19 protein-coding genes, 1 tRNA gene and 3 rRNA genes (1 of these 23 running past the window's edge) are annotated in these 26818 nt (G+C 61.9%); 15 read left to right on the forward strand and 8 right to left on the reverse strand.

Annotation, left to right across the window (positions count from 1 at the left end):
- From C2U30_RS15270 to C2U30_RS15320, 11 genes are all read left to right on the forward strand, one after another.
- A 23S ribosomal RNA gene (locus tag C2U30_RS15270) occupies positions 1 to 915 on the forward strand (it extends 1974 nt beyond the left edge of the window).
- Between the two features lie 83 nt (positions 916 to 998).
- Positions 999 to 1113: ribosomal RNA gene (gene rrf / locus C2U30_RS15275) — 5S ribosomal RNA — on the forward strand.
- A gap of 47 nt (positions 1114 to 1160) precedes the next feature.
- A tRNA-Thr gene (locus C2U30_RS15280) sits at positions 1161 to 1236 on the forward strand.
- A gap of 22 nt (positions 1237 to 1258) precedes the next feature.
- Positions 1259 to 1373, forward strand: a 5S ribosomal RNA gene (rrf, locus tag C2U30_RS15285).
- Between the two features lie 164 nt (positions 1374 to 1537).
- Positions 1538 to 2503, forward strand: a complete 966-nt coding sequence (gene ebgR, locus C2U30_RS15290) for a transcriptional regulator EbgR (protein ID WP_103244040.1) — start codon at positions 1538 to 1540, stop codon at positions 2501 to 2503.
- 321 nt (positions 2504 to 2824) lie between these two features.
- Entirely contained in the window at positions 2825 to 5911 is a 3087-nt protein-coding gene (gene ebgA / locus C2U30_RS15295; RefSeq protein WP_103244041.1) for a beta-galactosidase subunit alpha, read from the forward strand.
- Entirely contained in the window at positions 5908 to 6363 is a 456-nt protein-coding gene (locus C2U30_RS15300; RefSeq protein WP_103244042.1) for a beta-galactosidase subunit beta, read from the forward strand. Before ebgA ends, C2U30_RS15300 begins: the two co-directional genes overlap by 4 nt.
- Positions 6364 to 6463: 100 nt before the next feature.
- Positions 6464 to 7909, forward strand: a complete 1446-nt coding sequence (locus tag C2U30_RS15305; protein WP_103244043.1) for an amino acid permease — start codon at positions 6464 to 6466, stop codon at positions 7907 to 7909.
- 76 nt (positions 7910 to 7985) lie between these two features.
- Positions 7986 to 8324, forward strand: a complete 339-nt coding sequence (locus C2U30_RS15310) for a tRNA-binding protein (RefSeq protein ID WP_191967246.1) — start codon at positions 7986 to 7988, stop codon at positions 8322 to 8324.
- Between the two features lie 166 nt (positions 8325 to 8490).
- Complete coding sequence (locus C2U30_RS15315) at positions 8491 to 9936, forward strand: amino acid permease (RefSeq protein ID WP_103244045.1); 1446 nt, start codon at positions 8491 to 8493, stop codon at positions 9934 to 9936.
- Between the two features lie 272 nt (positions 9937 to 10208).
- The gene (locus tag C2U30_RS15320; RefSeq protein ID WP_103244046.1) at positions 10209 to 11180 is read left to right on the forward strand and encodes a bile acid:sodium symporter family protein; all 972 of its coding nucleotides are present in this window, start codon (positions 10209 to 10211) and stop codon (positions 11178 to 11180) included.
- A gap of 57 nt (positions 11181 to 11237) precedes the next feature.
- Here the strand turns inward: C2U30_RS15320 and ovoA are convergent, their stop codons facing one another.
- Positions 11238 to 13385, reverse strand: a complete 2148-nt coding sequence (gene ovoA, locus C2U30_RS15325; protein ID WP_103244047.1) for a 5-histidylcysteine sulfoxide synthase — start codon at positions 13383 to 13385, stop codon at positions 11238 to 11240.
- 298 nt (positions 13386 to 13683) lie between these two features.
- Between ovoA and C2U30_RS15330 the strand changes: the two genes are divergently transcribed.
- Complete coding sequence (locus C2U30_RS15330) at positions 13684 to 14406, forward strand: GIN domain-containing protein (RefSeq protein WP_103244048.1); 723 nt, start codon at positions 13684 to 13686, stop codon at positions 14404 to 14406.
- A 72-nt stretch (positions 14407 to 14478) separates the two neighbouring features.
- Here C2U30_RS15330 and C2U30_RS15335 read toward each other — a convergent pair whose 3' ends face one another.
- The 3 genes from C2U30_RS15335 to C2U30_RS15345 form a co-directional block, all read right to left on the reverse strand.
- Complete coding sequence (locus C2U30_RS15335) at positions 14479 to 14985, reverse strand: DinB family protein (RefSeq protein WP_042650299.1); 507 nt, start codon at positions 14983 to 14985, stop codon at positions 14479 to 14481.
- A gap of 63 nt (positions 14986 to 15048) precedes the next feature.
- The gene (fghA, locus tag C2U30_RS15340) at positions 15049 to 15897 is read right to left on the reverse strand and encodes an S-formylglutathione hydrolase (RefSeq protein ID WP_039039543.1); all 849 of its coding nucleotides are present in this window, start codon (positions 15895 to 15897) and stop codon (positions 15049 to 15051) included.
- 48 nt (positions 15898 to 15945) lie between these two features.
- Entirely contained in the window at positions 15946 to 17073 is a 1128-nt protein-coding gene (locus C2U30_RS15345; RefSeq protein ID WP_041212135.1) for an S-(hydroxymethyl)glutathione dehydrogenase/class III alcohol dehydrogenase, read from the reverse strand.
- Between the two features lie 118 nt (positions 17074 to 17191).
- Here C2U30_RS15345 and C2U30_RS15350 point away from each other — a divergent pair, with 118 nt between their 5' ends.
- Both C2U30_RS15350 and C2U30_RS15355 read left to right on the forward strand, forming a co-directional pair.
- Positions 17192 to 18097: a LysR substrate-binding domain-containing protein gene (locus tag C2U30_RS15350; RefSeq protein ID WP_039039541.1), complete on the forward strand. Its 906-nt coding sequence runs from the start codon at positions 17192 to 17194 to the stop codon at positions 18095 to 18097.
- Between the two features lie 166 nt (positions 18098 to 18263).
- Positions 18264 to 18704 (forward strand): TM2 domain-containing protein, encoded by a 441-nt coding sequence (locus tag C2U30_RS15355; RefSeq protein WP_103244049.1) that lies wholly within the window; start codon positions 18264 to 18266, stop codon positions 18702 to 18704.
- A gap of 169 nt (positions 18705 to 18873) precedes the next feature.
- On the opposite strand, the gene C2U30_RS15360 is transcribed toward C2U30_RS15355, so the two are convergent.
- The 4 genes from C2U30_RS15360 to C2U30_RS15375 form a co-directional block, all read right to left on the reverse strand.
- On the reverse strand, positions 18874 to 19839 hold the full coding sequence (locus C2U30_RS15360; RefSeq protein WP_010672471.1) for an ABC transporter permease: 966 nt from the start codon (positions 19837 to 19839) through the stop codon (positions 18874 to 18876).
- Between the two features lie 2 nt (positions 19840 to 19841).
- The gene (locus tag C2U30_RS15365) at positions 19842 to 20960 is read right to left on the reverse strand and encodes an ABC transporter permease (RefSeq protein ID WP_010672473.1); all 1119 of its coding nucleotides are present in this window, start codon (positions 20958 to 20960) and stop codon (positions 19842 to 19844) included.
- Between the two features lie 79 nt (positions 20961 to 21039).
- Positions 21040 to 22617, reverse strand: a complete 1578-nt coding sequence (locus C2U30_RS15370; protein WP_041212351.1) for an ABC transporter ATP-binding protein — start codon at positions 22615 to 22617, stop codon at positions 21040 to 21042.
- 101 nt (positions 22618 to 22718) lie between these two features.
- On the reverse strand, positions 22719 to 23717 hold the full coding sequence (locus C2U30_RS15375; protein ID WP_158654917.1) for a BMP family lipoprotein: 999 nt from the start codon (positions 23715 to 23717) through the stop codon (positions 22719 to 22721).
- A 432-nt stretch (positions 23718 to 24149) separates the two neighbouring features.
- Between C2U30_RS15375 and uvrD the strand changes: the two genes are divergently transcribed.
- A complete protein-coding gene (uvrD, locus tag C2U30_RS15380) occupies positions 24150 to 26321 on the forward strand; it encodes a DNA helicase II (RefSeq protein ID WP_103244051.1) in 2172 nt (723 codons plus the stop codon).
- The last annotated feature ends 497 nt before the right edge of the window (positions 26322 to 26818 follow it).

The following is a 26818-nucleotide window of genomic DNA, read 5'->3' on the forward strand; positions in this document are numbered from 1 at the left end:
TGTCTCCACCCGAGACTCAGTGAAATCGAATTCGCCGTGAAGATGCGGTGTACCCGCGGCTAGACGGAAAGACCCCGTGAACCTTTACTACAGCTTGGCACTGAACATTGAACCTACATGTGTAGGATAGGTGGGAGGCTTTGAAGGCGTGACGCCAGTTGCGCTGGAGCCGTCCTTGAAATACCACCCTTGTATGTTTGATGTTCTAACGCAGGGCCCTGAATCGGGCTCGCGGACAGTGCCTGGTGGGTAGTTTGACTGGGGCGGTCTCCTCCCAAAGAGTAACGGAGGAGCACGAAGGTTGGCTAATCCTGGTCGGACATCAGGAGGTTAGTGCAATGGCATAAGCCAGCTTAACTGCGAGACGGACAGGTCGAGCAGGTACGAAAGTAGGTCATAGTGATCCGGTGGTTCTGAATGGAAGGGCCATCGCTCAACGGATAAAAGGTACTCCGGGGATAACAGGCTGATACCGCCCAAGAGTTCATATCGACGGCGGTGTTTGGCACCTCGATGTCGGCTCATCACATCCTGGGGCTGAAGTCGGTCCCAAGGGTATGGCTGTTCGCCATTTAAAGTGGTACGCGAGCTGGGTTCAGAACGTCGTGAGACAGTTCGGTCCCTATCTGCCGTGGGCGTTGGATGATTGAAGGGAGTTGCTCCTAGTACGAGAGGACCGGAGTGAACGAACCTCTGGTGTTCGGGTTGTCACGCCAGTGGCACTGCCCGGTAGCTAAGTTCGGAATCGATAACCGCTGAAAGCATCTAAGCGGGAAGCGAGCCCTGAGATGAGTCATCCCTGACCCCTTGAGGGTCCTAAAGGGCCGTTGGAGACCACAACGTTGATAGGTGGGGTGTGTAAGCGTAGCGATACGTTGAGCTAACCCATACTAATTACCCGTGAGGCTTAACCATACAACACCCAAGAAGTGTTCAGAGACTTGTAGCAGATACCGAGAACGAATAACTAAATCAGCTTTTTCAGATTGAAGATTTTGCCTGGCGGCAATAGCGCAGTGGAACCACCTGACCCCATGCCGAACTCAGAAGTGAAACGCTGTAGCGCCGATGGTAGTGTGGCATTCGCCATGCGAGAGTAGGACACTGCCAGGCACCCAATTTTAGATTACGCATTGAGCGTGGTCTTTACCGGTTAGTGTGCTGATATGGCTCAGTCGGTAGAGCGCATCCTTGGTAAGGATGAGGTCCCCAGTTCGATTCTGGGTATCAGCACCATTTTCAAGCAGTACAGCTTTTGCCTGACGGCAATAGCGCCGTGGAACCACCTGATCCCATGCCGAACTCAGAAGTGAAACGCGGTAGCGCCGATGGTAGTGTGGCATTCGCCATGCGAGAGTAGGACACTGTCAGGCACCTATTCAGAAGAGGCCTCCCATGCGGGAGGCCTTTTTGCATTTCTGTCCTCCCACCTCAATTCCCTGCTTCTATTTCAGTAAAAATGCTGGGCTATCAAGGGATTGCTCGTTACTCTTTAGCCGTTGCCCGATGAACACGTGATGCTGCCTGCGAGGTATTGATGGCTACGTTGAAGGAAATTGCACAGGAGGCGGGGGTATCGCTTGCTACCGTATCCCGTGTGCTGAACGAGGATCCCAGTCTGAGCGTCAAGGACGAGACCAGGCAGAAGATCTTCGAGATTGCCGAGCGGCTGGAGTACAAGACCAGCAGCGCCCGCAAAGGGGTGCACAAGAGCAAGCTGCAGCTCCTGGCTGTCTACGCCTATCCCCAGAGCACCGAGGTCAACGATCCCTATTACCTCGCCATCCGCTACGGCATCGAGACCCAGTGCACCCGCCTCAACATCGAGTTGGCCCACTGCTACAACGGTGCCGAGGGGCGTGAGCTCTCTGCCGTCGATGGCATCCTGGTCATCGGCCATCTGCCGGAAGAACGGCTGGCCGTGCTGCGCAGCCTGTCTGCCCAGCTGGTGTTCGTGGATTGCCGCTCTCAGGGCGATTTTGACTCGATTGACGTGGATCTGGCGCTGATCAGCCAGCAGGTAGTGGACTTCTTCATCGCCGAGGGCCATCAGCGCATCGGCTATATCGGTGGCCAGGATGATGGCCCGGATCTGCGGGAACTGGCTTTCCGGGATTATGGCCAGCGGCTTGGCGTGGTACAGGAGAGCGACCTCTATCGCGGAGACTTCTCCAGCGCTTCCGGCTACAAGCTGGCGAAGGAGATGCTGGCCGGTGACTGGCCCAGGGCGCTGTTTGTCGCCTCCGACTCCATCGCCATCGGTGTGCTGCGTGCCATCCACGAGAAGGGACTGGCGATTCCCCAGCAGATCGAGCTTATCAGCGTCAACGATATTCCGACCGCCAAGTTCACCTTCCCGCCGCTCTCAACGGTGCGGATCCACTCCGAGTTGATGGGCTCCCAGGGAGTCAATCTGCTGGTTGAACGGCTACGTGACGAGCGGGATATCCCGCTGCGGGTGCTGGTTCCGAGCAAATTGACTCTGCGCGGTACCACACGATAATTTTAGTAAAGCACCTATGTTTTTAGTCGCGCCATCTTGCGGTGGCGCAACACATCTCCCAAGCAAATCTCTTTCCCATCTCTTCCAGCAAACTCATATCATATTGTTTTATAATTAATTTCATTACAGTTCAGTCTACTGCTATCAACATCCATGCCACTCATTCATATCTTGCTCTCCTTTATCTCCCGCTTCTGATCTCGCTCACAAAACCATCCGCTCACTGTGATCAGGTTAAAACTTTACCTATTCAGAACTGATATTTAGTAAATGTTTATCTAGAGTTTACCCAGTTAACGTTGCCTTGTTCCGGGAGGACATGTGAATAACTGGGAAAACGTCCAATTCGTTGGTGAAAACAGGCTGGCTCCGCATGCCTACTTCTTCTCTTATGCCGATCACGGGCTGGCGGCCACCATGCAGCGCGAGCTGAGCCGCCGTTTTCTGGGGCTGAGCGGCCAATGGCAGTTCCACTACTTCGACCACCCCCTGCAGGTGCCGGAGGCCTTCTATCACAGCCCCATGAGCGAGTGGGGCCAGATCACCGTGCCCAACATGTGGCAGATGGAAGGACATGGTCAGCTCCAGTACACCGACGAAGGTTTTCCCTTCCCCATCGACGTGCCCTTCGTGCCGACCAACAACCCCACCGGCGCCTATCAGCGCAGCTTCACGCTGAGCCCGGCCTGGGGCGGCGAGCAGGTGATCATCAAGTTTGACGGGGTGGAGACCTACTTCGAGGTCTATGTGAACGGCCACTACGTCGGCTTCAGCAAGGGCAGCCGTCTCACCGCCGAGTTCGATATCAGCGCCTACGCCAAGGTTGGCGAGAACCTGCTGTCGGTGCGGGTGATGCAGTGGGCTGACTCCACCTATATCGAAGATCAGGACATGTGGTGGATGGCGGGGATCTTCCGCGACGTCTATCTGGTGGGCAAACCGGCCGCCCATGTGCAGGACTTCTTCATCCGCACCGCGCTGGCCGATGACAATCAGATTGCCGGCCAGAGCGCCACCCTGAGCTGCGATATCCAGCTGGAGAATCTGGGGGCGCCCGCCCGTGATCACCGTCTGGTCTGGGCGCTGCTGGATCAGGGCAGCGAGATCGCCAGCGGCTCGCTCGACCATCTCGCCATCGATGGCAAGTGTGATTGCCGCTTCACGCTGGATCTGGCCCACCCCCATCTGTGGAGTGCCGAAGATCCTTACCTCTACCAGCTGCAACTCTCCCTCTACAACGGTCAGGGCGAGCTGCTGGAGGTGATCCCGCAGCGGGTTGGGGTGCGTGAAATCAAGGTCAAGGATGGCCTCTTCTACGTCAACGGTCACTATCTCAAGCTGCACGGGGTGAACCGTCACGACAACGACCACCTCAAGAGCCGCGCGGTCGGCATGGACCGTGTTGAACGCGATATCGTGCTGATGAAACAGCACAACCTCAACTCGGTGCGCACCGCCCACTACCCGAACGACCCGCGCTTCTACGAGCTGTGCGATCAGTACGGCCTGTTCGTGATGGCGGAGACCGATGTGGAGACCCACGGCTTTGCCAACGTGGGCGATCTCAGCCGCATCACCGACGACCCCTTCTGGGAGCCGGTGTTCGTGGATCGCATCGAGCGCCACGTTCACGCCCAGAAGAACCACCCCTCCATCATCATCTGGTCGCTGGGCAACGAGTCCGGCTACGGCTGCAACATCAGAGCCATGTACCAGCGCTGTAAGGCGATCGACCCGACCCGGCTGGTGCACTACGAAGAGGATCGCGATGCCGAGGTGGTGGACGTGGTCAGTACCATGTATTCCCGCGTCTCCCAGATGAACTGCTTCGGCGAGTTCCCGATGGCGAAGCCGCGCATCCTCTGCGAATACGCCCACGCCATGGGCAACGGCCCGGGTGGCCTCAGCGAATACCAGCAGGTGTTCGACCGCCATCCCCACATTCAGGGCCACTACATCTGGGAGTGGTGCGATCACGGCATTCTGGATCAGGACGAGCAGGGCCGCCCGGTCTACAAGTACGGCGGCGACTATGGTGACTACCCCAACAACTACAACTTCTGCATGGATGGCCTCATCTATCCGGATCAGACCCCGGGGCCGGGCCTGCGCGAATACAAGCAGGTGATCTGCCCGGTCAAGGTGCGGGCACTGGATCTGGCGAGCGGCAAGCTGGCAGTGGAAAACCGCTACTGGTTCTCCACTCTCGACGACATCCGTCTGTTGGTCGAAGTGAAGGCCGAGGGCGAGCTGCTGGCCAGCCAGCAAATCCGGCTGGAAGGGGTTGCCCCCGGTGCCACCACCGAGTTGCAGCTCGAACTGCCATCCCTTGATGGGCGGGAAACCTTCGTCCAGCTGCGGGTCATCAAGGCCACTGCCACCCGTTATAGCGCGGCGGAGCACGAGCTGGGCCAGTACCAGTTCCAGCTGAAGGTATCGACTCGCCAGCTGCGACCCTTTGCCAATCCCAACGCTACTGCGCTGCAGATTGCCGACGAGCGCCTCGCGCTGACCTTGAGCGGTAGCGGCTTTGCCCTGTGCTTCTCGCGCCTCGACGGCAAGCTGGTGAGCTGGCAGCAGGACGGTATCGAGCTGATTGAGCGCTCGCCGCGCCTCACCTTCTTCAAGCCGATGATCGACAACCACAAGCAGGAGTACGAGAGCCTGTGGCACCCGAACCACCTGCAGATCATGCAGGAGCACTTCCGCACGCTGAGCTGGCGTCAGCTGGGCGAGGCGGTCGAGGTGACGGTGGAGAGTCTGATCGCGCCGCCGGTGTTCGACTTCGGCATGCGCTGCCGATACGTCTACACCCTGAGCCCGAACGGCCAGCTGCACGTGGCACTGTCCGGTCAGCCCTACGGCGGTTATGACGACATCATTCCCAAGATCGGCTTCGAGCTGGGCATTCGTCAGGATCTCGATCGGGTGCACTACTACGGCATGGGCCCGGGCGAGAACTATCAGGACAGCCGCCAGAGCAACTGGATCGACAGCTTCCAGAGCACAGTCGGCGAGATGTGGGAGCACTACCCCTTCCCGCAGGACAACGGCAACCGCCAGCAGGTGCGCTGGGCGACCCTGACCAACCGTCACGGCGCCGGTCTCTACGTGCGGCCCGATGCCCCCATCAACCTGAGCGTCTGGCCCTACAGCTGGGAGCATATCCATGCGGCGCAGCACATCAACGAGCTGGAGCCTAGCGGTTATCTCACCCTCAATCTGGATCACAAGGTGCTGGGGCTCGGTTCCAACTCCTGGGGCTCCGAGGTGCTGGACTCCTGGCGGGTGCGCTTCGAGCCGTTCAGCTTCGGCCTGACCCTGCTGCCCATCGCCCGTGGCAACCTCAATCCGGCTGCGCTGGCCGGGCTCGACCTCACCATCAACGGCGGGAGGAACCTCGCATGATCACCCTGGACAACCTGACCCTGTTCAAAAATATCTACCGGGAGGGCAAGAAGTGGGGCCGCTGCGTGGAGGCCATCAACAATCTGGCCAACCTCAAGCCCGGCATCTGCCACTCCATCGGTGACTCCCTCACCTACCGCTTGCAGGAGGGGGCCAGCCCGGCCACCTCCCTGTTCGAGGGGCAGCGCCGTTACTTCGACGTTCACTACTACCTGGAAGGGGCAGAGACGGTGGAGTGGGCTGCCAAGAGCGAGCTGGCGGTCGAGCAGGCTTACGACGACACCACCGACCGCGAGTGGCTGGCCGGCGAGGTGCGCGAGCGCCAGAAAGTCGGCAACGGTCAGGTGGTGATCTTCGAGAACGACGAGGCTTACCGGTTCACAGGCGACAGCCCGGTGCGCAAGGTGATCATCAAGGTCACCGTCGAAGGCGGCTACTTCAAGAACAAATAACAAGCCGCTGGTCTGCACTGACAAAGCCGGAAGGGCGGGGTTCACCCTACAACCCATACCCCGCCCTTTCGTGAGATAACTACAGGTCTGGAGATGCACCATGTCTGATTCCAAACGCAATACGATAGGCAAGTTTGGTCTGCTGTCGCTCACCTTCGCGGCGGTATTCAGCTTCAACAACGTCATCAACAACAACATCGAGATCGGTCTGGCCTCGGCCCCGATGTTCTTTCTGGCCACCATTTTTTACTTCATTCCGTTTTGCCTGATCATTGCGGAATTTGTGTCACTGAATAAGAACTCCGAAGCGGGGGTTTACGCCTGGGTGAAGAGCTCCCTCGGCGGTCGCTGGGCATTTATCTCCGCCTACACCTACTGGTTCGTGAACCTCTTCTTCTTCACCTCGCTGCTGCCGCGGGTTATCGCCTACGCCTCCTATGCCTTCCTCGGCTACGAGTACATTCTCACCCCGGTGGCGACCACGGCCTTGAGCATGGTGCTGTTTGCCTTTGCCACCTACGTTTCCACCAACGGCGCCAGGATGCTCGGCCCCATCACCTCGGTGACCTCGTCCCTGATGCTGCTGCTGACCCTCTCCTACATCCTGTTGGCGGGTGCGGCACTGGTGGGCGGCGTGCAACCGGCTGACCCCATCACGGTAGAGGCCATGATCCCCGATTTCAGCTGGGCCTTCCTCGGCATCACCACCTGGATCTTTATGGCAGCCGGTGGCGCCGAGTCGGTCGCGGTCTACGTCAATGACGTGAAAGGCGGCTCCAAGTCCTTCGTGAAGGTGATCATCGTCGCCGGGATCTTTATCGGCGTGCTCTACTCCATCGCATCCCTGTTGATCAACGTGTTCGTCCACAGCGACACCCTGAAATACACCGGCGGCTCGGTGCAGGTGTTTGAAGGGCTGGCAGCCTACTTCGGCCTGCCTGAGATCCTGATGAACCGCTTCGTCGGGCTGGTCTCCTTCACCGCCATGTTCGGCTCCCTGCTGATGTGGACGGCGACCCCGGTGAAGATCTTCTTCTCCGAGATCCCGGCCGGCATCTTCGGCAAGAAGACGGTCGAGCTGAACGAGAACGGCGTGCCCGCCCGTGCAGCCTGGATCCAGTACCTCATCGTGCTGCCGCTGATGGTGATCCCGACCCTGGGCTCCAACACCGCGCAGGATCTGATGAACACCGTCATCAACATGACCGCCGCCGCTTCCATGCTGCCGCCGCTGTTTATCATGCTGGCCTACCTCAATCTGCGGCTGAAGCTCGATCACCTGCCGCGGGAGTTCAAGATGGGTTCGCGCACCACCGGCATCGCCGTGGTCTCGGTGCTGATCGTCCTCTTCTCGGTGGGCTTCCTCGCCTCCACCTTCCCGACCGGCGCCGACATCATGACCATCATCTTCTACAACGTCGGCGGGATCGTGATTTTCCTCGGCTTCGCCTGGTGGAAATACAACAGATACGAAGCCTCCCTCAGTGCCGAAGCGCGTGCCAAAGAGGCCCAGCCGACAGCGCAGGTTGCCATGCAGACGCCATAGGCACTGCATTGAATTCCAATCAAGCTGGGTGGCCTCTGGCCACCTGCAAACCATTGAACCAGAAAAGGAAAAGAGCATGAGCGAGACGATCGAGTTTGCCGAATTCAAGCGGGTCGAGTTGAAGGTGGGCAAGGTGCTGGAGGTGGTGCGCCACCCCGGGGCCGACAAACTCTACATCGTCCAGATCGACGTAGGGGGCGAGCGGCCGCTGCAGACCGTCACCAGTCTGGTGCCTTACTACAGCGAAGAGGAGCTGATGGGCAGCGAGGTGGTGGTACTGACCAACCTCAAGCCCACCCGAATGCGCGGCGAGCGATCCGAGTGCATGTTGCTCTGCGCCGAGACCCCGGACGAGAGCCAGAGCGTGCTGTTGCAACCGCGGGTGCCGATGGCGCCGGGCACTCCGATCGTCTGAATGGTATTGCGAGCCGGTGCGGGAGACGGTACCGGTTCAGCAACGAGGCCGTCCACGCGGCCCGATCATAACAAGAGAGTAAAGCGCGGGGCCGACAGACCCTTGCCGAACACATCACAGAGTCACAGCGTTACCCGCAGGGAGCGCGAGTCCACTGGAGGACACCATGTCTGAATCCGTACGCGGCACCATAGGCAAGTTTGCCCTGTTGTCGATGACCTTTGCCGCCGTGTTCAACGTGCGCAACATCGTCAACAACAACATCGAGCTGGGGCTCAGCTCCGCCCCCATCTTCCTGCTGGCGACCCTCGTCTACTTCATCCCGTTCGTCTTCATCATCGCCGAGTTCGTCTCGGCCAATAAAAACTCCGAGTCGGGGATGTACGACTGGCTGAAAAAGCCGCTCGGCACCCGGATGGCCTATCTGGGCTCTTTTCTTTACTGGTTCGTGAACCTGTTCTGGTTCGTCTCATTGCTGCCCAACGTCATCGCCTACGCCTCCTACGCCATGCTGGGCTATGAGTACAGCTTCTCGCCCATGGTCACCTCGGTCATCTCCATCGTGCTGTTTGCGGCGGCGACCCACATCTCCACCAAGGGGGCGAGCTGGCTCGGCAAGATTGCCGAGATCGTGGCCTACGGGGTATTTGCCCTGTTCGCCATCTATGTGCTGGGGGCCCTGATGGCCCTCGGTGGCGATCATGTGCCGGCCCAGCCCATCACGCTGGAGGCGATGACTCCCACCGTCAACTGGGCGACCCTCGGCATCATGTGCTGGATCTTCCAGGCGGCGGGCGGTGCCGAGACGGCGGCGGCCTACCTCAATGACGTGAAGGGGGGCCAGAAGTCCTTCATCAAGGTGATCATCAGTGCCGGCATCGTCATCGGCGCCATGTATGCGGTCGGTTCCCTGCTGGTGAACGTGTTCGTGCCGCGCGAGAGCCTCACCTATGCCGGCGGCATGGTGGAGATCTTCACCGGCATGGCGCAGTATTTCGGGCTCTCCGAGGCGCTGGTGGGCCGCTTCGTCGGCGTGGTGCTGTTCATCGCCATGTTCGGCTCCATGATGATGTGGACCTCGGCGCCGGTGAAGATCCACTTCTCCGAGATCCCGCAGGGGGTTTACGGCGAGAAGACCACCCAGCTCAACGAGCACGGGGTGCCGGTGCGCGCCGCCTGGTGGCAGTTTGTCTTCGTGTTCGCGATGCTGGTGGTCAACGGTTTCGGCTCCGAGTCGGTGCAGCAAATGATGAACACCGCCATCAACCTCACCGCCGGCACCGCCATGTTGCCGCCGATCTTCATCATGGTGGCCTACTTCGTGTTCCGCTGGAAACATGACGACACCCCCCGCGAGTTCCGCATGGGGTCACGCAAGTTCGGGATGGGCGTGGTGTCGGTGCTGATCGCCATCTTCGTGGTGAGCATGAGCGCCTCCGCCTTCCCGGCCGGGGTGGATCTGGTGCGCGCCTTCTTCATCAACGTCTTTATGACCGCGGTCTTCTCGGCACTGGCCTACTGGTGGATCTCCCGCTTCGAGAAGCGGCAGGCCCGCAAGTCAGGTGGCAACGAGAAGAAAGCGGGCTGCGACACCCTGGCCAGCCAGCGCTGACCGGCATGTGGCAAACAGGAGACGGGCGACCAGGGTCGCCCGTTTTTTATTGGCCGGATCCGGGGCCGGAGGGTCAAAATCGTTTAGTTTTGCTGTGAGAATGTGCGTTATCGTTTAACAAAATGAAACAAATGAAGCTGCCGCTCAACTTTGCACCACAGGGTGTTCGGGGTAAGCTTGTCCCTTCGTATCCGGGGTCGCCGCCTGATGACGCCTTCCCCGTGCCCTGTCGTCCCCTCCCGTGCGGGACGCGCTTTCTCTGGAGACTCCCCGTGCGTCTGGATCCTTTTACCTCTGTGCTGATTGCCGTGGTGGCCCTGGCCTCCTTCTTTCCCTGCGAGGGGCAGGTGGCCGTCTGGTTCGGTCTGTTGACCAAGCTGGCGGTGGCGCTGCTCTTCTTCATGCATGGTGCCAAGCTGTCGCGCCAGAACCTGCTGGCGGGCCTCGGCCACTGGCGGCTGCACCTGGTGGTGATGGCGAGCACCTTCCTGCTCTTCCCGCTGCTGGGGCTGCTGCTCACGCCCCTGGTGCCCCAGTGGCTGAGCCCGGCCATCTATCTCGGCTTCCTCTACCTTTGCGCCCTGCCCGCCACCGTGCAGTCGGCCATCGCCTTCACCTCCATGGCGGGGGGCAATGTGTCGGCGGCGGTGTGCAGCGCCTCGGCCTCCAGCATCCTCGGCATCTTCCTCTCGCCGGTGTTGGTAGGGCTGATGATCAATGTGCAGGGGGAGGGGGTCGATACCTGGCACTCCATTCAGGCCATCATGGTGCAGCTGATGCTGCCGTTCGTGGTGGGCCACCTGTCGCGTCCGCTCATCGGTGGCTGGGTCGACAGCCACCGGCCGCTCATTGGCAAGCTGGATCAAAGCTCTATCCTGCTGGTGGTCTACGTCGCCTTCAGCGAGGCGGTGGTGCAGGGGATCTGGCACCAGGTCGGCTGGTACGATCTGGCCAGCATCGTGCTGCTGAGTTGCGTGCTGCTGGCCCTGGTGCTGGGGTGGAACGTCTGGATCAGCCGTCGCCTCGGTTTCAACAAGGCGGACGAGATCACCATCGTCTTCTGCGGCTCCAAGAAGAGTCTGGCCAACGGGGTGCCGATGGCGAACGTCATGTTCCCCGCCGCCAGCGTCGGGGTCATGGTGCTGCCGCTGATGATCTTCCACCAGATCCAGCTGATGGTGTGCGCCGTGCTGGCCCGCCGCTACCGCGAGCAGGAGGCCCTGCCCCAGGTACAGGAGGGGTAAGCGGTCCGGATAAAGAAGAGGGAGGCCATGGGCCTCCCTCTTTCGTTTGCCGCGTCGTCAGCGTTTGTGCCAGACGGTGAGCTGGGCCACCGTATGCTGGTACTTGCGGGCGGTCTCGCGGATGACGAAGGGGACGTCCCTCGGGGGCATGTGCTCCTCGAACTCCTCCGCCAGCAGCCGTTGCAGCGCCTGATAGGTGCCGAGGGCCTCGCCGTTTTCCCGGATGCCGCCGAGCCAGTTGGCCTTGGGGGTGTAGTCGGTCAGCCAGGTGTAGGGGCTGGTGAGCACCAGCAGGCCGCCGCTGCGAAGGCGCGGAGCAATGTCCCGCAGGAAGCGGGCGGGCTCCCGCAGCCGGTCGATGAGGTTGGAGGCGAGCACCAGGTCGTAGTCGCCGTACTTGGGCTTGAGGTTGCAGGCATCCCCCTGGCTGAAGTGGACCCGCTCGCTCTGCTCGCGACCGAGCTCGTGGCGGGAGAGGCGCGCCTCGCAATATTCCACCAGATCCCCTTCCACCGGCACCGCATAGCGGAAGCTGTCCTGTCTTGCCAGGGTCAGGGCCACGTCGATGAAGCGGGCCGAGTAGTCCACCCCGTCCACGTGGGCGAAGCGGCGAGCCAGTTCGAAGCTGGCCCGGCCGGTGGCGCAGCCGATGTCGAGCGCCCGCTCATGGCGGCCGCAGAGCTCGCTGGCAAGACCGGCCAGAGCCTCGGCGTAGTTGGCGACCCCGAAGTGGCTCGGACCGTACTGGAAGTCGAGATACTGGGCGACGAGGGTGTCGGTTTCATAAGGGTTCACGATGACGGGCTCCTGATGGCGTGAGACCAGGTAGCGGAAGCCCGCGTGCTGGAAGAAGTGGCGACGGAAGGCGTAGCGGGAGGATTTGAGTGCCTCGTTGCCGGTGCTGATCCAGCTTCCGCCCTTGATGAGGGTGTGCTTGCCGTCGAAGGTGGGGGTGGAGAAGTCGTCGTAGAGGGGGTGCACCTTGAACCCCTCGAAGCCGTCGATGGCGGTGCTGGTCCACTGCCAGACGTTGCCCACCAGATCGAAGAAGCTGCCCTGGGGGCAGGCATCCACCGGGCAGGAGGAGGCGAAGCGGGCCAGGTTGATGTTGCCGGGGGCCTCCATCCAGTCCGGCTGATCGCCGGCCAGTTGCTCCCGCAGCAGCATCCACTCCCCCTCGCTTGGCAACTGGACGGGCAGGCCGGTCTGATCCGCCTTCCAGCGGCAGAAGGCGGCGGCCTCCAGCTGGTTCACCTCCACCGGCCAGTCCCAGGGCATGGGGACCTGCGCGGTCATCAGCCGCAGTTGCAACTGCTCGGGTTCATTGGGATCGCCGACCCAGAAGGTGGGCATGCGGGCGTTGGCATACTGGCGCCAGCCCCGGCCCTCGTCGTCCCACCAGGCGGGCGCTTCATATCCGCCCGCCTGCACGAAGGCCAGGTATTCGGCGTTGCTCACCAGCATGCGGCTGGCCTGGAAGGGGGCCAGCTCGATGTGGCGCTCGCCATATTCGTTGTCCCAGCCGTAGGTGGCGTCCTGCTTGCCGAGCCGCACCAGGCCGCCGGCCACCGGCAGCAGGGTGTTGACGGGGACGGCGGCGAGATCGTGGCGCGCCTCGGGGCAGACCGGCCACTGGGGCTGGCTGCGCACCCAGGCCAGGGGCAGCTGGCGGATCAGCACGCTGGAGGTCTCGAGGTGGATGCGCTCGTGCTCTATCCCCATCAGGATGACCCAGGCCGGGCTCTGCCAATGGATGGGCAGCTCGATTGGCATCCGCTCGATGAAATCACACACCAGGGCGCGCACCCGGCCGCGGTAGGCGCGCAGCTCGCTGGCGGAGGGCCAGTCGTAGTGGGTTTCGTCCAGATCGTCCCAGCTCATCTCGTCCACCCCGATGGCGACCAGGGCCTCGATGCGGGGGTCGATGCGGCCCTCGATGAGGCGCGCCGCCAGCAGCTTGTTGACGAAGAAGGCGGCGGTATGGCCGTAGTAGAAGATGAGGGGGTGGCGCAGGGGGATCGCCTTGTTGAACCAGGCCCGCTCGTCGGCCAGACAGTCGAACAGCGAGTCGTAGAGATCGAAGGTCTGGCAGAAGTAAGCGAGCAGCTCGCGGCGCTTGTGGTCGGGATCGTCGCCGGTCAGCAGCGGGGTGCGGGTGGGGGCAGGCAGGCCCGGATGGACGAATGGGTGGCTGGCTTGGGTCACGCTCTGACTCCTTGTTGATTCTGGCGGGTGAAGCAGCGATGGAGTGCTCTATACGCACCAGGTATCACTATTGGCTCAACGAACCGGGGCGGCAACCAAAAAAATGGGTCAACACCCCCCTTCGGGTGTGGTCAGATTGACCAGGTTGTGGTCTGAATGACTCTTTGTTATGGACCCTTCGAGCCTCGAAATATTGAAATGGATAGATAAATCATGATGTTAGCCATATGGCACAGGGTTTGCTGATTGCCACTCACCTGCCGCGCCGTGCGGCAAAGAGGAAACGAGGAGTAGCGGGATGAAATGGATGCTGGGAGTGGTGCTGGCCCTGGGACTGACCGGATGCAGCTGGCAGGATGACGTCAAGGTGCGCGGGGAGGGGGCCGTGGTGGAGCAGCAGCATCCCCTGGGGCGGGAGGTGACCCGGGTGCTGGCGGGCGTGCCCGCCAACCTGTACCTGGTGGCGGGAGAGAGCCACACCCTCAGGGTCAAGGGGGAGGCCAACCTGCTGCCCTATCTGGTACTCACCGAGAAGGGGGAGAAGCTGGAGATCGAGGTCAAGGATGGCTACCGGCTCGACCCCACCCAGCCGCTGGAGATCACCATCACCCTGCCGACGCTGCACGAGTTGGCACTGACGGGGGTTGGCAACGGCGCCTTGCGCGACTTCAAGGGGGATGATCTGGTGCTCTCCCTGGCGGGCACGGGGGACATCGTCGCCAGCGGGCTGACGCTGGATCGGCTGGAAGGCAACATCGCCGGGCTGGGCAACCTGGATCTGGGGCAGGGCTCCGCCCGGGTGATGGCGCTGAACATCGCCGGCGCCGGTGGCGTCAAGGGGGCCGGGCTCGCCAGCGAGGAGGTCGAGGTGAGCATCGCTGGCAGTGGCGAGGTCGAGGTGCGGGCCCGGTCGCGGCTCAAGATAGAGATCGCTGGTGCCGGTGCGGTCAACTACTGGGGCAGCCCAGCGCTGACCAGCGAGATCGCGGGCTCGGGTCAGGTGAGCCGGTTGGGGAGCTGATCCCATCATCGCAACAATGAAAAAGGCCCCTCGGGGCCTTTTTTGCAGGATGCGACACTGTGGGGCGACGCCTCACTCGAGGGGGAGTGCGAGGCCCAGATCGGCGTTCAGGCGCATCAGCAGCCACTGCATGCCGGCGAGGTGCTGGTGGTCATGGCTGACGAGCAGGCGCACCAGACCGTCCAGGGTCACCTCCCCATAGCCGCCATAGCGGGCGCGGCGCTGCCAGGCGTCGGACGGCACCGTCTTCAGCCATTCGACGGTCTGCAGGCGGGCGGTGCGAAAGCGGTCGAGCTGCGTGGCAGTATCCTGCCGGGGGTAATCATGGTCCAGCGCCAGCTGATAGCCATCGAGGGAGGCGAGCTCCGGCAGGCTCTCCGCCAGGGTGCGACGAAACCGCACCTGATAGCCCAGCACTTCGATGTCCAGCAGGTGGCAGAGGTGCCCCCTGGCACTGAAACGCTCGGAGGGGATCCCGGCCCAGTTGGCGGGTTCCCAGTCCAGGTGGTCGGTGGGGACCTGTGCCAGCAGCCGCTCGAACTGGTCCGGCATGGCCAGCAATGTGGTGAAGAGAGGCATCCTTGTCTCCTGTTTCCGGGTGAATGGCCGCCCGCTGACGGGGCGGCCACGAGCGGGTCAGCCTCAGGCCGGTTCGCCCAGGTGGTTGGCGTGAAAGCGCAGGTGCGCCTCGATGAAGCTCGCCACGAAGTAATAGCTGTGGTCGTAGCCGGCATGGCGGTTGAGCGTCAGGGGCCACGCCCGGGTGGCGGCCACTTCGGCCAGGGTGTCGATGCCGAGCTGCTCCGCCAGGAAGGGGTCGTCCAGCCCTACGTCCACCAGGGTCGGCAGGGGCGGGCTGTCGTGGTGGCGCAGCAGTTGGCAGGCATCCCACTCCTGCCACAGCAGGGGATTGTTGCCGAGGTAGGCGCCGAGGGCCTTCTGGCCCCAGGGGCAGCGGCTCGGGTGGCTGATGGGGCTGAAGGCCGACACCGAGCGGTAGCGACCCGGCTCGCGCAGGGCGGCGATGAGGGCGCCGTGGCCCCCCATGGAGTGGCCGCTGATGGCGCGCTTCGTCGAGACCGGGAAGTGGGTCTCGATGAGCTCGGGCAGCTCGCGGGTGACGTAATCGTACATCTGGTAGTGATCCCGCCAGGGGGTCTGGGTGGCGTTGACGTAGAAACCTGCCCCCATGCCGAGGTCATAGCCGGGATCGTCCGCCACCCCTTCACCGCGGGGGCTGGTGTCCGGCGCTACCAGAGCGATGCCGAGCTCGGCGGCGATGCGCTGGGCCCCGGCTTTTTGCATGAAGTTCTCGTCGGTGCAGGTGAGACCGGAGAGCCAGTAGAGCACCGGGACTTTCTGGCCGGTGAGGGCCTGGGGCGGCAGGTAGATGGCGAAGCGCATCTCGCACCCCAGCACATTGGAGCGGTGGCGATACTGTTTGTGCCAGCCGCCAAAGCTCTTGTTGCTGCTGATGATGTCCAGATTCATGTAAGGACTCCTTGCCCCGCCCATGCGATGGGCGGGGCGCTCATGGGATCAGTAGTGGATGACGGTGCGGATGCTCTTGCCTTCGTGCATCAGATCGAACGCCTCGTTGATCTGCTCGAGGGGCATGGTGTGGGTGATGAAGTCGTCCAGCTTGAACTCACCCTGCATGTAGCGCTGTACGTAGCTCGGCAGCTCGCTGCGACCGCGCACGCCGCCGAAGGCGCTGCCGCGCCACACCCGGCCGGTGACCAGCTGGAACGGACGGGTGCTGATCTCCTGGCCCGCACCGGCCACGCCGATGATGACGGATTCGCCCCAGCCCTTGTGGCAGCACTCCAGCGCCGCGCGCATCACCTTGACGTTGCCGATGCACTCGAAGGAGAAGTCGACGCCGCCGTCGGTCATCTCGACGATCACCTCCTGAATGGGCTTGTCGAAGTCGTTCGGGTTGATGCAGTCGGTGGCGCCCAGCTTGCGGGCCAGCTCGAATTTGCTCTCGTTGATGTCGATGGCGATGATGCGGCCGGCCTTGGCCAGGCGCGCGCCTATGATGGCGGAGAGGCCGATGCCCCCCAGCCCGAAGATGGCGACGCTCTCACCCTCTTTCACCTTGGCGGTGTTCATCACGGCGCCGATGCCGGTGGTGACGCCGCAGCCCAGCAGGCAGACCTCTTCCAGGGGGGCGGCCGGATCCACCTTGGCGATGGAGATCTCGGGCAGCACCGTGTATTCGCTGAAGGTGGAGGTGCCCATGTAGTGGTAGATGGGCTGGCCGTCCTTGGAGAAGCGGGTGGTGCCGTCCGGCATCAGCCCCTTGCCCTGGGTGGCGCGGATCTTCTGGCACAGGTTGGTCTTGCCGGATTTGCAGAACTTGCACTCGCCGCACTCGGGGGTGTAGAGCGGGATCACGTGATCGCCGACCTTGACGCTGGTGACGCCCTCGCCGACGGACTCGACGATACCGCCCCCTTCATGGCCCAGGATGCAGGGGAAGACCCCTTCCGGATCTTCACCGGAGAGGGTGAAGGCATCGGTGTGGCAGACGCCGGTCGCGACGATCCGCACCCGCACCTCGCCGGCCTGGGGCGGCATGACCTCGACCTCTTCGATGGAGAGGGGCTGACCCGGTCCCCAGGCGATGGCGGCTTTACACTTGATGCTCTGAACCTGTGCCATGAATGACGTCCTCGTAGTGGTTGGATGAACGGAAATGAGTTCGGAGATCCAGTGTAGTTTCCCGCCGATTTGGTGATAATAACGCTAAGTATCAAATCACTTTTACACACAGGTAATAATGTTCGGCTGGGAAGGGGTCTGTGAATTTGTCAGCGTGGCGGAGCAGGGGGGCTTTACCCCGGCCGCGCGCAAGCTCGGGGTGTCGGTGGCCCAGGTGAGCCGCCAGGTGGCGCAGCTCGAAGACAGGCTGCAGGCCAAGCTGCTGCTGCGCACCACCCGCCAGGTGCGACTCACCGAACTCGGGGAGATCTATTTTCGCCACTGCCGCCAGTTGCTGGACAACCTCTACGAGGCGGAGCTGGCGGTGGGACGCCATCAGGCGGTGCCCCAGGGCTCCTTGCGCATCACGGCCCCGGTCTCCTACGGCGAGAGCCGCATCGCCCCCCTGGTGAACGACTTCATGGTGCGCTTCCCCCAGCTGGAGGTGACCCTCAACCTCACCAACCAGTTGCTGGATCTGGTGCACGAGGGGTTCGATCTGGCGATCCGCCTCGGCCACCTCAAGGATTCGACCCTAGTGGCCCGCAAGCTGGCGCAGCGGGTACCCTATGTGTGCGCCTCCCCCGCCTACACCGCCCGCCACGGCATGCCCAACAGTCTCTCGGAGCTGGCCCGTCACACCTGCCTGGTGGGCAACGGGGACGAGTGGCACTTCACCCTGAACGGTAAACCCCACAGCGTGCGGGTACGCGGTCTGCTTCAGTGCAACAGCGGCCACGCCCTGCTGGATGCGGCCATCAAGGGGATCGGCATCATCCAGCTGCCGGACTACTACGTGAGCGACCACCTCGCCCGGGGGGAGCTCATCGAGCTGCTGCCGGAGTTGCGGGCCCCCGAGGAGGGGATCTGGGCCCTCTATCCCCACAACCGCCACCTCTCCCCCAAGGTGCGGCTGCTGGTGGACTATCTGGCCGAGCGCCTCAGCGATCCCCACCAACCCGCTCTGGTTCGGCCCATCGGTTGATGGGGGCGATACAGGTATAAGAAAGAGGCTTGAATGGGTTGGTAGAATACAAGTATTCATAAATGAATTTTTGTTTCAAATGAGCCTTTGTTGTTGTAGCCTGTCAAACGCAATAGACCTGCTCATACCGGGTCTTTATCCTCTTATTGCTAAAGGACAGATAATAATGAAAGGCACGGTTATTGATTTTAATGAATCAGCTCGTACTGGTTTGATTTCTGGGGATGATAGTAATAGATATCAGTTTGACATTATTGAATGGAAAGGGAATCAGCTCCCGAGGAGTGGCTTGAAAGTTGATTTTTCTATTGAAGGCGAGCATGCAAAAGCCATCTATGCCATAGCCTCTAATGCTGGTTCTTCCAAGAAGGTCGCAGCTGCGCTGTTTGCATTTTTCCTGGGCGCTTTCGGTGCTCACAAGTTCTACCTGGGTTACACCAAACAAGGTGTGATCATGCTGCTGATATTTCTGCTTGGTTTCATTCTGCTTGGTTTGCCGTCGGTTGTTATCGGGATCATTGCCTTCATCGAATTTGTTGTTTATATCTCCAAGTCAGATGAAGAATTTGAGCAGACCTATATTATCAATAAGAAAGTATGGTTCTAGCCGATAAATTACCCGGCTAATTACAGGTTTATTGATATGTTGTGCTGATGAAGGAATAACCCGTTCTTTGACAAGGCCGGGTTATTTTTCTATTCAGCCAAGAACATCCTGGATATCTCAAAGAAAAGGCCCGCATGTGCGGGCCTTTTGCATGGCATGAAGGGCGGGGCTATTCCCGCTCCTTGACGTAGGGGGTGCCGAGGGCCTTGGGAGCCACCGCCTTGCCGATGAAACCGGCCAGCAGGAAGACCGTCAGGATATAGGGCAGCGCCTCGATGGCCTGCACCGGGATCGGGAAATCGCCGATGCTGACCCCTTGCAGCCGGATGGCGACCGCGTCGAGGAAGCCGAACAGCAGACAGGCCGCCATGGCGTTCCAGGGGCGCCACTTGCCGAACACCAGGGCCGCCAGCGCCATGAAGCCCTTGCCCGCGCTCATGTTGGGGATGAACTGGGCGGTTTGGGCCACCGCCAGATAGGTGCCCCCGATCCCCGCCAGCAGGCCGCCGATGATGAGGGCGGTGTAACGCATGCGCACCACGGAGATGCCTGCGGTGTCGACCGCCGCCGGTGCCTCGCCCACCGCCCGCAGCCGCAGGCCGAAGCGGGTGCGGAACAGCACCCACCAGGCCAGGGGCACGGCGGCGAAGGCCACGTACTCCAGCAGGGAGTGACCGCTCAAGAGCTCGCTGTAGAGCTGGCCGATGACGGGCACGTCATAGAGCTCCTTGGCATAGGGCAGGTCGATGGGGGCGAAGCGCGCCGCGCCGGAGAGCGCCGGGGTCTGGCCCCCCTGATCGAACCAGTAGCGCCCCAGGGTCACGGTGAGACCGGCCGCCAGGATGTTGATGGCCATGCCGCTCACCACCTGATCACCCCGGTGGGTGATGGTGGCGAAGCCGTGCAGCAGGGCGAACAGGATGGAGATCCCCACCCCGACCCCCAGCCCAATCCAGGCGGAACCGGTGACGGCGGCGGCCGCCGCACTGGCGAAGGCGGAGGCCAGCAGCTTGCCCTCCAGGGCGATGTTGACCACCCCGGAGCGTTCACAAAACATCCCGGCCATGGCCGCCAGGATGAGCGGAGGCGCGGTACGAATGGTCGCGTCCAGCATCAGGATCAGCATTTCGAACATGATCAGGCTCCTTTCACTTGGGCGGCCGGGCGGTTGGCAAAGGCCAGATAGGCCTGCTCGATGCGCGGGCGCAGCATGTGCTCCAGGGCGCCACAGAACAGGATCACCAGACCCTGCAGCACCACGACGATGTTGCGGTCCACCCCGAACTCGAAGCTGAGCTCGGCGCCGCCCTGGTAGAGGAAGCCGAACAGCAGGCTGGCGATGATGACGCCGACCGGGTGGTTGCGGCCCATCAGGGCCACCGCGATGCCGGTGAAGCCGAAGCCTTCCACGAAGTTGAGCTTGATCTGGTGCAGCTCACCCTGCAACACGTTGAGGGCGAAGAAGCCCGCCAGCATGCCGGAGATCACCATGGCCAGGATCACCACCTTGGGGTAGGAGATGCCCGCATAGGCGGAGGCACTCTGGCTTGCGCCCACGGAGCGGATCTCGTAGCCCCAGCGGGTATGCCAGATGAAGACCCATACCAGGGCCGCACAGATCAGCGCCCAGAAGAAGCTGATGTTGAGGGGGCTGTTGGGCATGGCGATGCCGAAACCGGCCGCCAGCTCGCTCATCTTCGGCAGCCAGCTCGCCACGGCGAACACCTTGCTCTCGGTGGCCATGGATCCTGGCGGCTTGAAGACGTCTACCAGCAGGTAGGCCATCAGGGAGGCGGCGATGAAGTTGAACATGATGGTGGTGATGACGATATGGCTGCCCCGCTTGGCTTGCAGCCAGGCCGGGATGAAGGCCCAGGCCGCGCCGAACAGGCCGCCGGCGATGATGGCGAGCGGCAGCAAGAGGGCGAACGGCAGCACGTCCCCGAGCAGCAGACAGACCAGACCGACCCCGAGGCCGCCGATATAGGCCTGCCCTTCACCGCCGATGTTGAACAGGCCGGCGTGGAAGGCCACCGCCACCGCCAGACCGGTGAAGATGAAACCGGTGGCGTAGTAGAGGGTGAATCCTATCCCCTCGCCGGTGCCGAAGGCGCCGTACCACATGATTTCGGCTGCCTCGATGGGGCTGATGTCGAGGTAATAGAACAGGATGGCCGACACCAGGAAGGCCAGCAGGATATTGACTGCGGGCAGCACGCCCACGGATATCCAGGCAGGAACACGTGCTTGGCTCATGAATGGGCCTCCTTGATATCGTCGGGGACTGGTGTGTTGACCATCATCAGGCCGAATCCGTTACAAGTGGTTGTGACCTTCATGATGTGGCTCCTTGTGATTGGCTTGCCGCCACGTCGTCAGGAACTATGTTCGCCATCATCAGGCCGATGGTGCGTTCATCCGCCCTGGCGCCGTCCAGCTCGCCGACGATGCGGCCATCGGCGATGACCAGAATGCGGTCGGAGAGGCTCATGATCTCGTCCAGCTCCACCGACACCAGCAGCACTGCCTTGCCCTTGTCACGCATGGCGATGATCTGCTGGTGGATGTACTCGATGGCGCCGATGTCGACGCCCCGGGTCGGCTGGCCGACCAGCAGCACATCCGGGTCCTGCTCCACTTCCCGGGCGATCACCAGCTTCTGCTGGTTGCCGCCGGAGAAGTTGGCGGTCTTGTGCTCCGGGCTCGGCGGGCGCACGTCCCACTTGTCCATCTTGGCCTGGCAATCCTGGCGGATCGCCTCCTTGTCCTGCAGCCAGCCCTTGTTGTACTGGGCACGGCGGTGATAACCGAGGATGAAGGCCTCTTTCGCCTCGAAGCGGTTGATGAGCCCCATCTTGTGCCTGTCTTCCGGGATGTGGCCCAGGCCGAAGTTGCGCACCTGCTCCGGATCGGCCGGGTGGCTCTGGCTCACCTCGTGGCGCTGCGCCCCGGCGATGGTGAAGCCGCCCTTGCTGGGCTTGAGGATGCCGCCGAGCATGCTGAGCAACTCGGACTGGCCGTTGCCGGAGACCCCGGCGATGCCGACCACTTCCCCCGCCCGCACTTCGAAGCTGACGGATTTGACCCGTTCCACCCCGGCATCATCGACGTAAGAGAGGCCCTCGACCTTGAGCTTGGCCTCGCCCGGCTGGGCGGTGCCCTTGTCGACCTTGAGGCGCACCTTGCGGCCCACCATCAGCTCGGCGAGCTGCTCCTTGTCGGTGTCTTTGGTGGCGACATGGGCCACCATCTCCCCCCGGCGCATGATGGAGACCTGATCCGTGATGGCCAGGATCTCCCGCAGCTTGTGGGTGATGAGGATGACGGTCGCCCCCTGATCCCGCAGCTTTTTCAGCACCTCGAACAGGTGATCCGCCTCTTGCGGGGTCAGCACCCCGGTGGGCTCGTCGAGGATCAGGATGCGGGCACCGCGATAGAGCGCCTTGAGGATCTCGACCCGCTGTTGCAGGCCCACCGGCAGATCCTCGACCTTCTCGTGCAGCGGCACCTCGAGACCATAGTCCCGTGCCAGCTCGCCCAGCAGCTTCTCGGCGGCCGCCAGGCTCTTGCCCAGGCGCCAGCCGTTCTCGGCCCCCAGGATGACGTTTTCCAATACGGTAAAGTTGTTCACCAGCATGAAGTGCTGGTGCACCATGCCCACCCCGGCGGCAATCGCATCTTGGGAGCCATGGGGTTTGAACGGATTCCCGTCGATCAGCATCTCGCCTTTGTCGGCGTGGTAGAAACCGTAAATGATGCTCATCAGGGTCGACTTGCCGGCGCCATTTTCGCCGACGATGCCGTGAATGCTGCCTTTACGAACCTGAAGGTCGATCTGCTTGTTGGCGTACACGTCGCCGAACCGCTTATCGATACCCCTTAATTCGATGGCATAGCGATCTGTCTGGTCCATGATGCAGTCCTTGCGGGTCATGAAGTAGAGACTAAAAACCGGCCCGTGCGGGCCGGTCATCACTGGTTGAGAGTCGTAGCAGTGACTCGGTATTTGCAGGATCAGTACTTACAGGAGTTGTCGCTCATGTAGTCGTGCACCTTGATCTTGCCGGCGATGATGTCGGCCTTGATGCTCTCGACCTTGGCTTTCATTTCCGGGGTGATCAGCTTGGCGTTGTTCTCGTCCAGCGCCCAGTCAACCCCGCCTTCGGCCAGACCCAGGGACTGGATGCCCGGCTTCCAGCTGCCCTTGGCGGCGTCATCCCAGCTCTTGTACGCGGCCAGACCCACGGACTTGACCATGGAGGTCAGCATGGTGCCCGGTTGCAGGTGGTTCTGGTTGGAATCCACACCGATGGCCAGCTTGCCTTCGTCCTTGGCAGCCTGATAGACACCGATACCGGTGCCACCGGCAGCGGCATAGACCACATCGGCGCCCTTGGCGAACTGGGACTTGGCCAGTTCTGCACCCTTGGCCGGGTCGGCGAAGGCTGCCGGGGTGGAGCCGGTCATGTTCTGATAGACGTCGATCTTCGGATTGATGTACTTGGCGCCCTGCTCATAGCCGCACTGGAACTTGCGGATCAGCGGGATGTCCATGCCGCCCACGAAGCCGACCTTGCCGGTCTTGGAGGCGATGGCTGCCAGGGCACCCACCAGGAAGGAACCTTCATGCTCCTTGAAGATGAGGGACTGGACGTTCGGCTTGTCGACCACCATGTCGATGATGGTGAACTGGGTGTTCGGGAACTCGGTGGCAACCTTCTCTACCGCGGAACCCATGTTGAAGCCGACGGCAACGATGGGGCCGTTGCCACGGCTGGCCAGACGACGCAGACCCTGCTCGCGCTGGGCTTCGTTCTGGGGTTCGAACTCCTTGACCTTGACGCCTTTGTCCTTGTTGTAGACTTCGACGCCATTGCGGAACACGGCTTCGTTGAACGATTTGTCGAATTTGCCTGCGGTGTCGTAGATGACGGCGGGCTGGGAGGCTGCCTGGGCAGAAAGGGCAGCGAGAGTGAGGGCGGCAACGGTGGCCAGCTTGAGCACTTTAGTCACGATCGTATCCTTGATTGTTATGTGAGGGTCCACAACCTGCCGGGGCAGGCCATAAAGCACGCCGGCTAACTGTAAGTGAGCCGTGGTACGGGTCAAGGAGATCATAAAGGAAAAACGTTTGCGTTAACGGTTTGAAATATAAGCAAATGACTTTATAAGTTGTTGTTTTGATGCCTGTTTTTAGATTTAAATTCTGTGAGTAATTGGCTCCAAATGACATTTCTGTTTGTATTCATGAGGTTATAAGCAAGCGTTTTCCTGAAATCGGCCAAAAAGTGGCTTCCAATGGTGCCAACTGATGGATTTTTCTCGGTTGGAACGCCTCGGGCGGGGTGACAAGAAACCGGGTCGTGGTGATCACCCCTACGCCGATTTGGTCTGTGGCGCCGCAGGTCGTATAATCCCCGCCTGTATAAATAAACAGGAGTGGTGATGGACGTTTCAACCCTGCTCGACGGGCTCAATGACAAGCAAAGAGACGCGGTGGCGGCCCCCCGTTGCAACCTGCTGGTACTGGCCGGTGCCGGTTCGGGCAAGACCCGGGTGCTGGTGCACCGTATCGCCTGGCTGATGCAGGTGGAACGCTGTTCGCCCTTCTCCATCATCGCGGTGACCTTTACCAACAAGGCGGCGGCCGAGATGCGCGGCCGGGTCGAGAAGGTGATCGGCGACGGCGTGCGCGGCATGTGGATCGGCACCTTCCACGGCATCGCCCACCGATTGCTGCGGGCCCACCATCTGGATGCGGGGCTGCCGCAGGACTTCCAGATCCTCGACTCCGACGACCAGTACCGCCTCATTCGCCGGGTGCTCAAGGCCCTCAACCTCGACGAGAAGCACTGGGCCCCGCGCGCCGTGATGGGCTACATCAACGGCAAGAAGGACGAGGGGCTGCGCCCCGGCGACATCGACCTCTACGGCGACCCCGTCACCCGCACCTATCAGCAGATCTACAAGACCTATCAGGAGACCTGCGATCGTTCCGGGCTGGTGGATTTTGCCGAACTCCTGCTGCGCGCCCACGAGCTGTGGCTCAACAAGCCGCACATCCTCGAGCACTACCGCGATCGCTTCCAGAACATCCTGGTGGACGAGTTCCAGGATACCAACGGCATCCAGTACGCCTGGCTGCGGATGCTGGCCGGCGACACCGGCAAGGTGATGATCGTCGGCGACGATGACCAGTCCATCTACGGCTGGCGCGGTGCCAAGATCGAGAACATCCAGCGCTTCCTGACCGACTATCAGGGCGCTGAGACCATCCGTCTCGAGCAGAACTACCGCTCCACCGCCAACATCCTCAAAGCCGCCAACTGCGTCATCGCCAACAACGCCGAGCGCCTTGGCAAGGAGCTGTGGACCGAAGGGGCCGAGGGGGAGCCGATTTCCCTCTACGCCGCCTTCAACGAGGTGGACGAGGCACGCTTCGTGGTCGGCCGCCTCAAGGATTGGAAGGAGAAGGGGGGCTTGCTCGCCGACTGCGCCATCCTCTATCGCTCCAACGCCCAGTCGCGGGTGCTGGAAGAGGCGCTGATGCAGGACGCCATGCCCTACCGCATCTACGGCGGCCTGCGCTTCTTCGAGCGGCAAGAGATCAAGGACGCCATGGCCTACCTGCGGCTTATCAACAACCGTGGCGACGACGCCAGCTTCGAGCGTGTGGTCAACACCCCGACCCGCGGCATCGGCGATCGCACCCTGGAGATCCTGCGCGGCAACGCCCGCGATCAGGGGCTCAACCTGTGGCAATCGGCCAAGGCGCTGCTCAACGACAAGGTGCTGACCGGTCGCGCCGGCAACGCGGTGCGCGGCTTTGTCGAGCTGATCGACGCGCTGGAGGAGCAGGTCTCCCTGCTGCCGCTGCACCAGCAAGCGGATATCGCCATCCAGAACTCCGGCCTCAAGGCGATGTATCTGGCGGAAAAAGGCGAGAAATCCCAGGCGCGGGTAGAAAACCTGGACGAACTGGTCACCGCCTGCCGCCAGTACCAGCGCCCGGACGAGCTGGAAGACATGAGCGATCTCTCCGCCTTCCTCGCCCACGCGGCGCTGGAATCCGGCGAGAATCAGGCGGACGAATATGCCGATGCGGTGCAGCTGATGACCCTGCACAGCGCCAAGGGGCTGGAGTTCCCGCTGGTGCTGCTGGTTGGCGTCGAAGAGGGCATGTTCCCCAGCCAGCAATCCACCGAGGAGTCGGGCCGGCTGGAAGAGGAGCGACGCCTCTGTTACGTCGGCATGACCCGCGCCATGGAGAAGCTCTACATCTGTTATGCGGAGAGCCGCCGCATCTACGGCCGCGAGATGTTCCACAAGCCGAGCCGCTTTATCCGCGAGATGCCCGCCGAGTGTCTGGAAGAGATCCGGCTGCGCACTCAGGTCAGCCGCCCCACCCAGTACGGCCGCTTTAGCCAGAACGAGGTGCAGCAGAGCTTCGACGCCAGCGGCATCAAGCTCGGCCAGCGGGTGCTCCATCCGAAATTCGGGGAAGGAATCGTGCTCAACTTCGAAGGGGTCGGCCAGCAGAGCCGGGTGCAGATCCAGTTCGACGACGTCGGCGCCAAGTGGCTCGTCACCGCCTACGCGAGATTGGAGGCACTGTAATCCCCTCACCCTAGCCCTCTCCCAACGGGAGAGGGGATCATCCCCGAGATAGTCTTTGCCTCCTTCTCCCATCGTGGGGAAGAGGCCTGTTCCCGTGATCATCTTTGCTTCCTTCTCCCATGGCGGGAGAGGGGCCAGTTCCCGAGAGCGTCTTTGCTCCCTTCTCCCCTCGCGGGAGAAGGGTTGGGGATGAGGGGGTGTTTGCTGCTGGCACGGCTGGCGCCGTGCAGGACGCGAGGGCATGGCCCTCGACAGGGTTTCGCCCGCCCTTCGGGCTTGGGCGAGTAACTTTTCTTTGCGTGGCCAAAGAAAAGTCACCAAAAGAAAGGCCACCCCCGCCAATCCGCTGGCTTCGCCAGTCCCCTCGGGCCAGAGCCAACGTCGGGCGGGACGCCGCAGACGGCACATCCCTGTGCCGACTGCGGCTACGCCATCATCCCTGATGGCGTCCCTGACGTTGCCTCTGACCCTCGGCGGATTGGAGGGGGATCAAAATC

It is taken from the genome of Aeromonas sp. ASNIH5 (assembly GCF_002902865.1).
Classification (GTDB): domain Bacteria; phylum Pseudomonadota; class Gammaproteobacteria; order Enterobacterales; family Aeromonadaceae; genus Aeromonas; species Aeromonas caviae.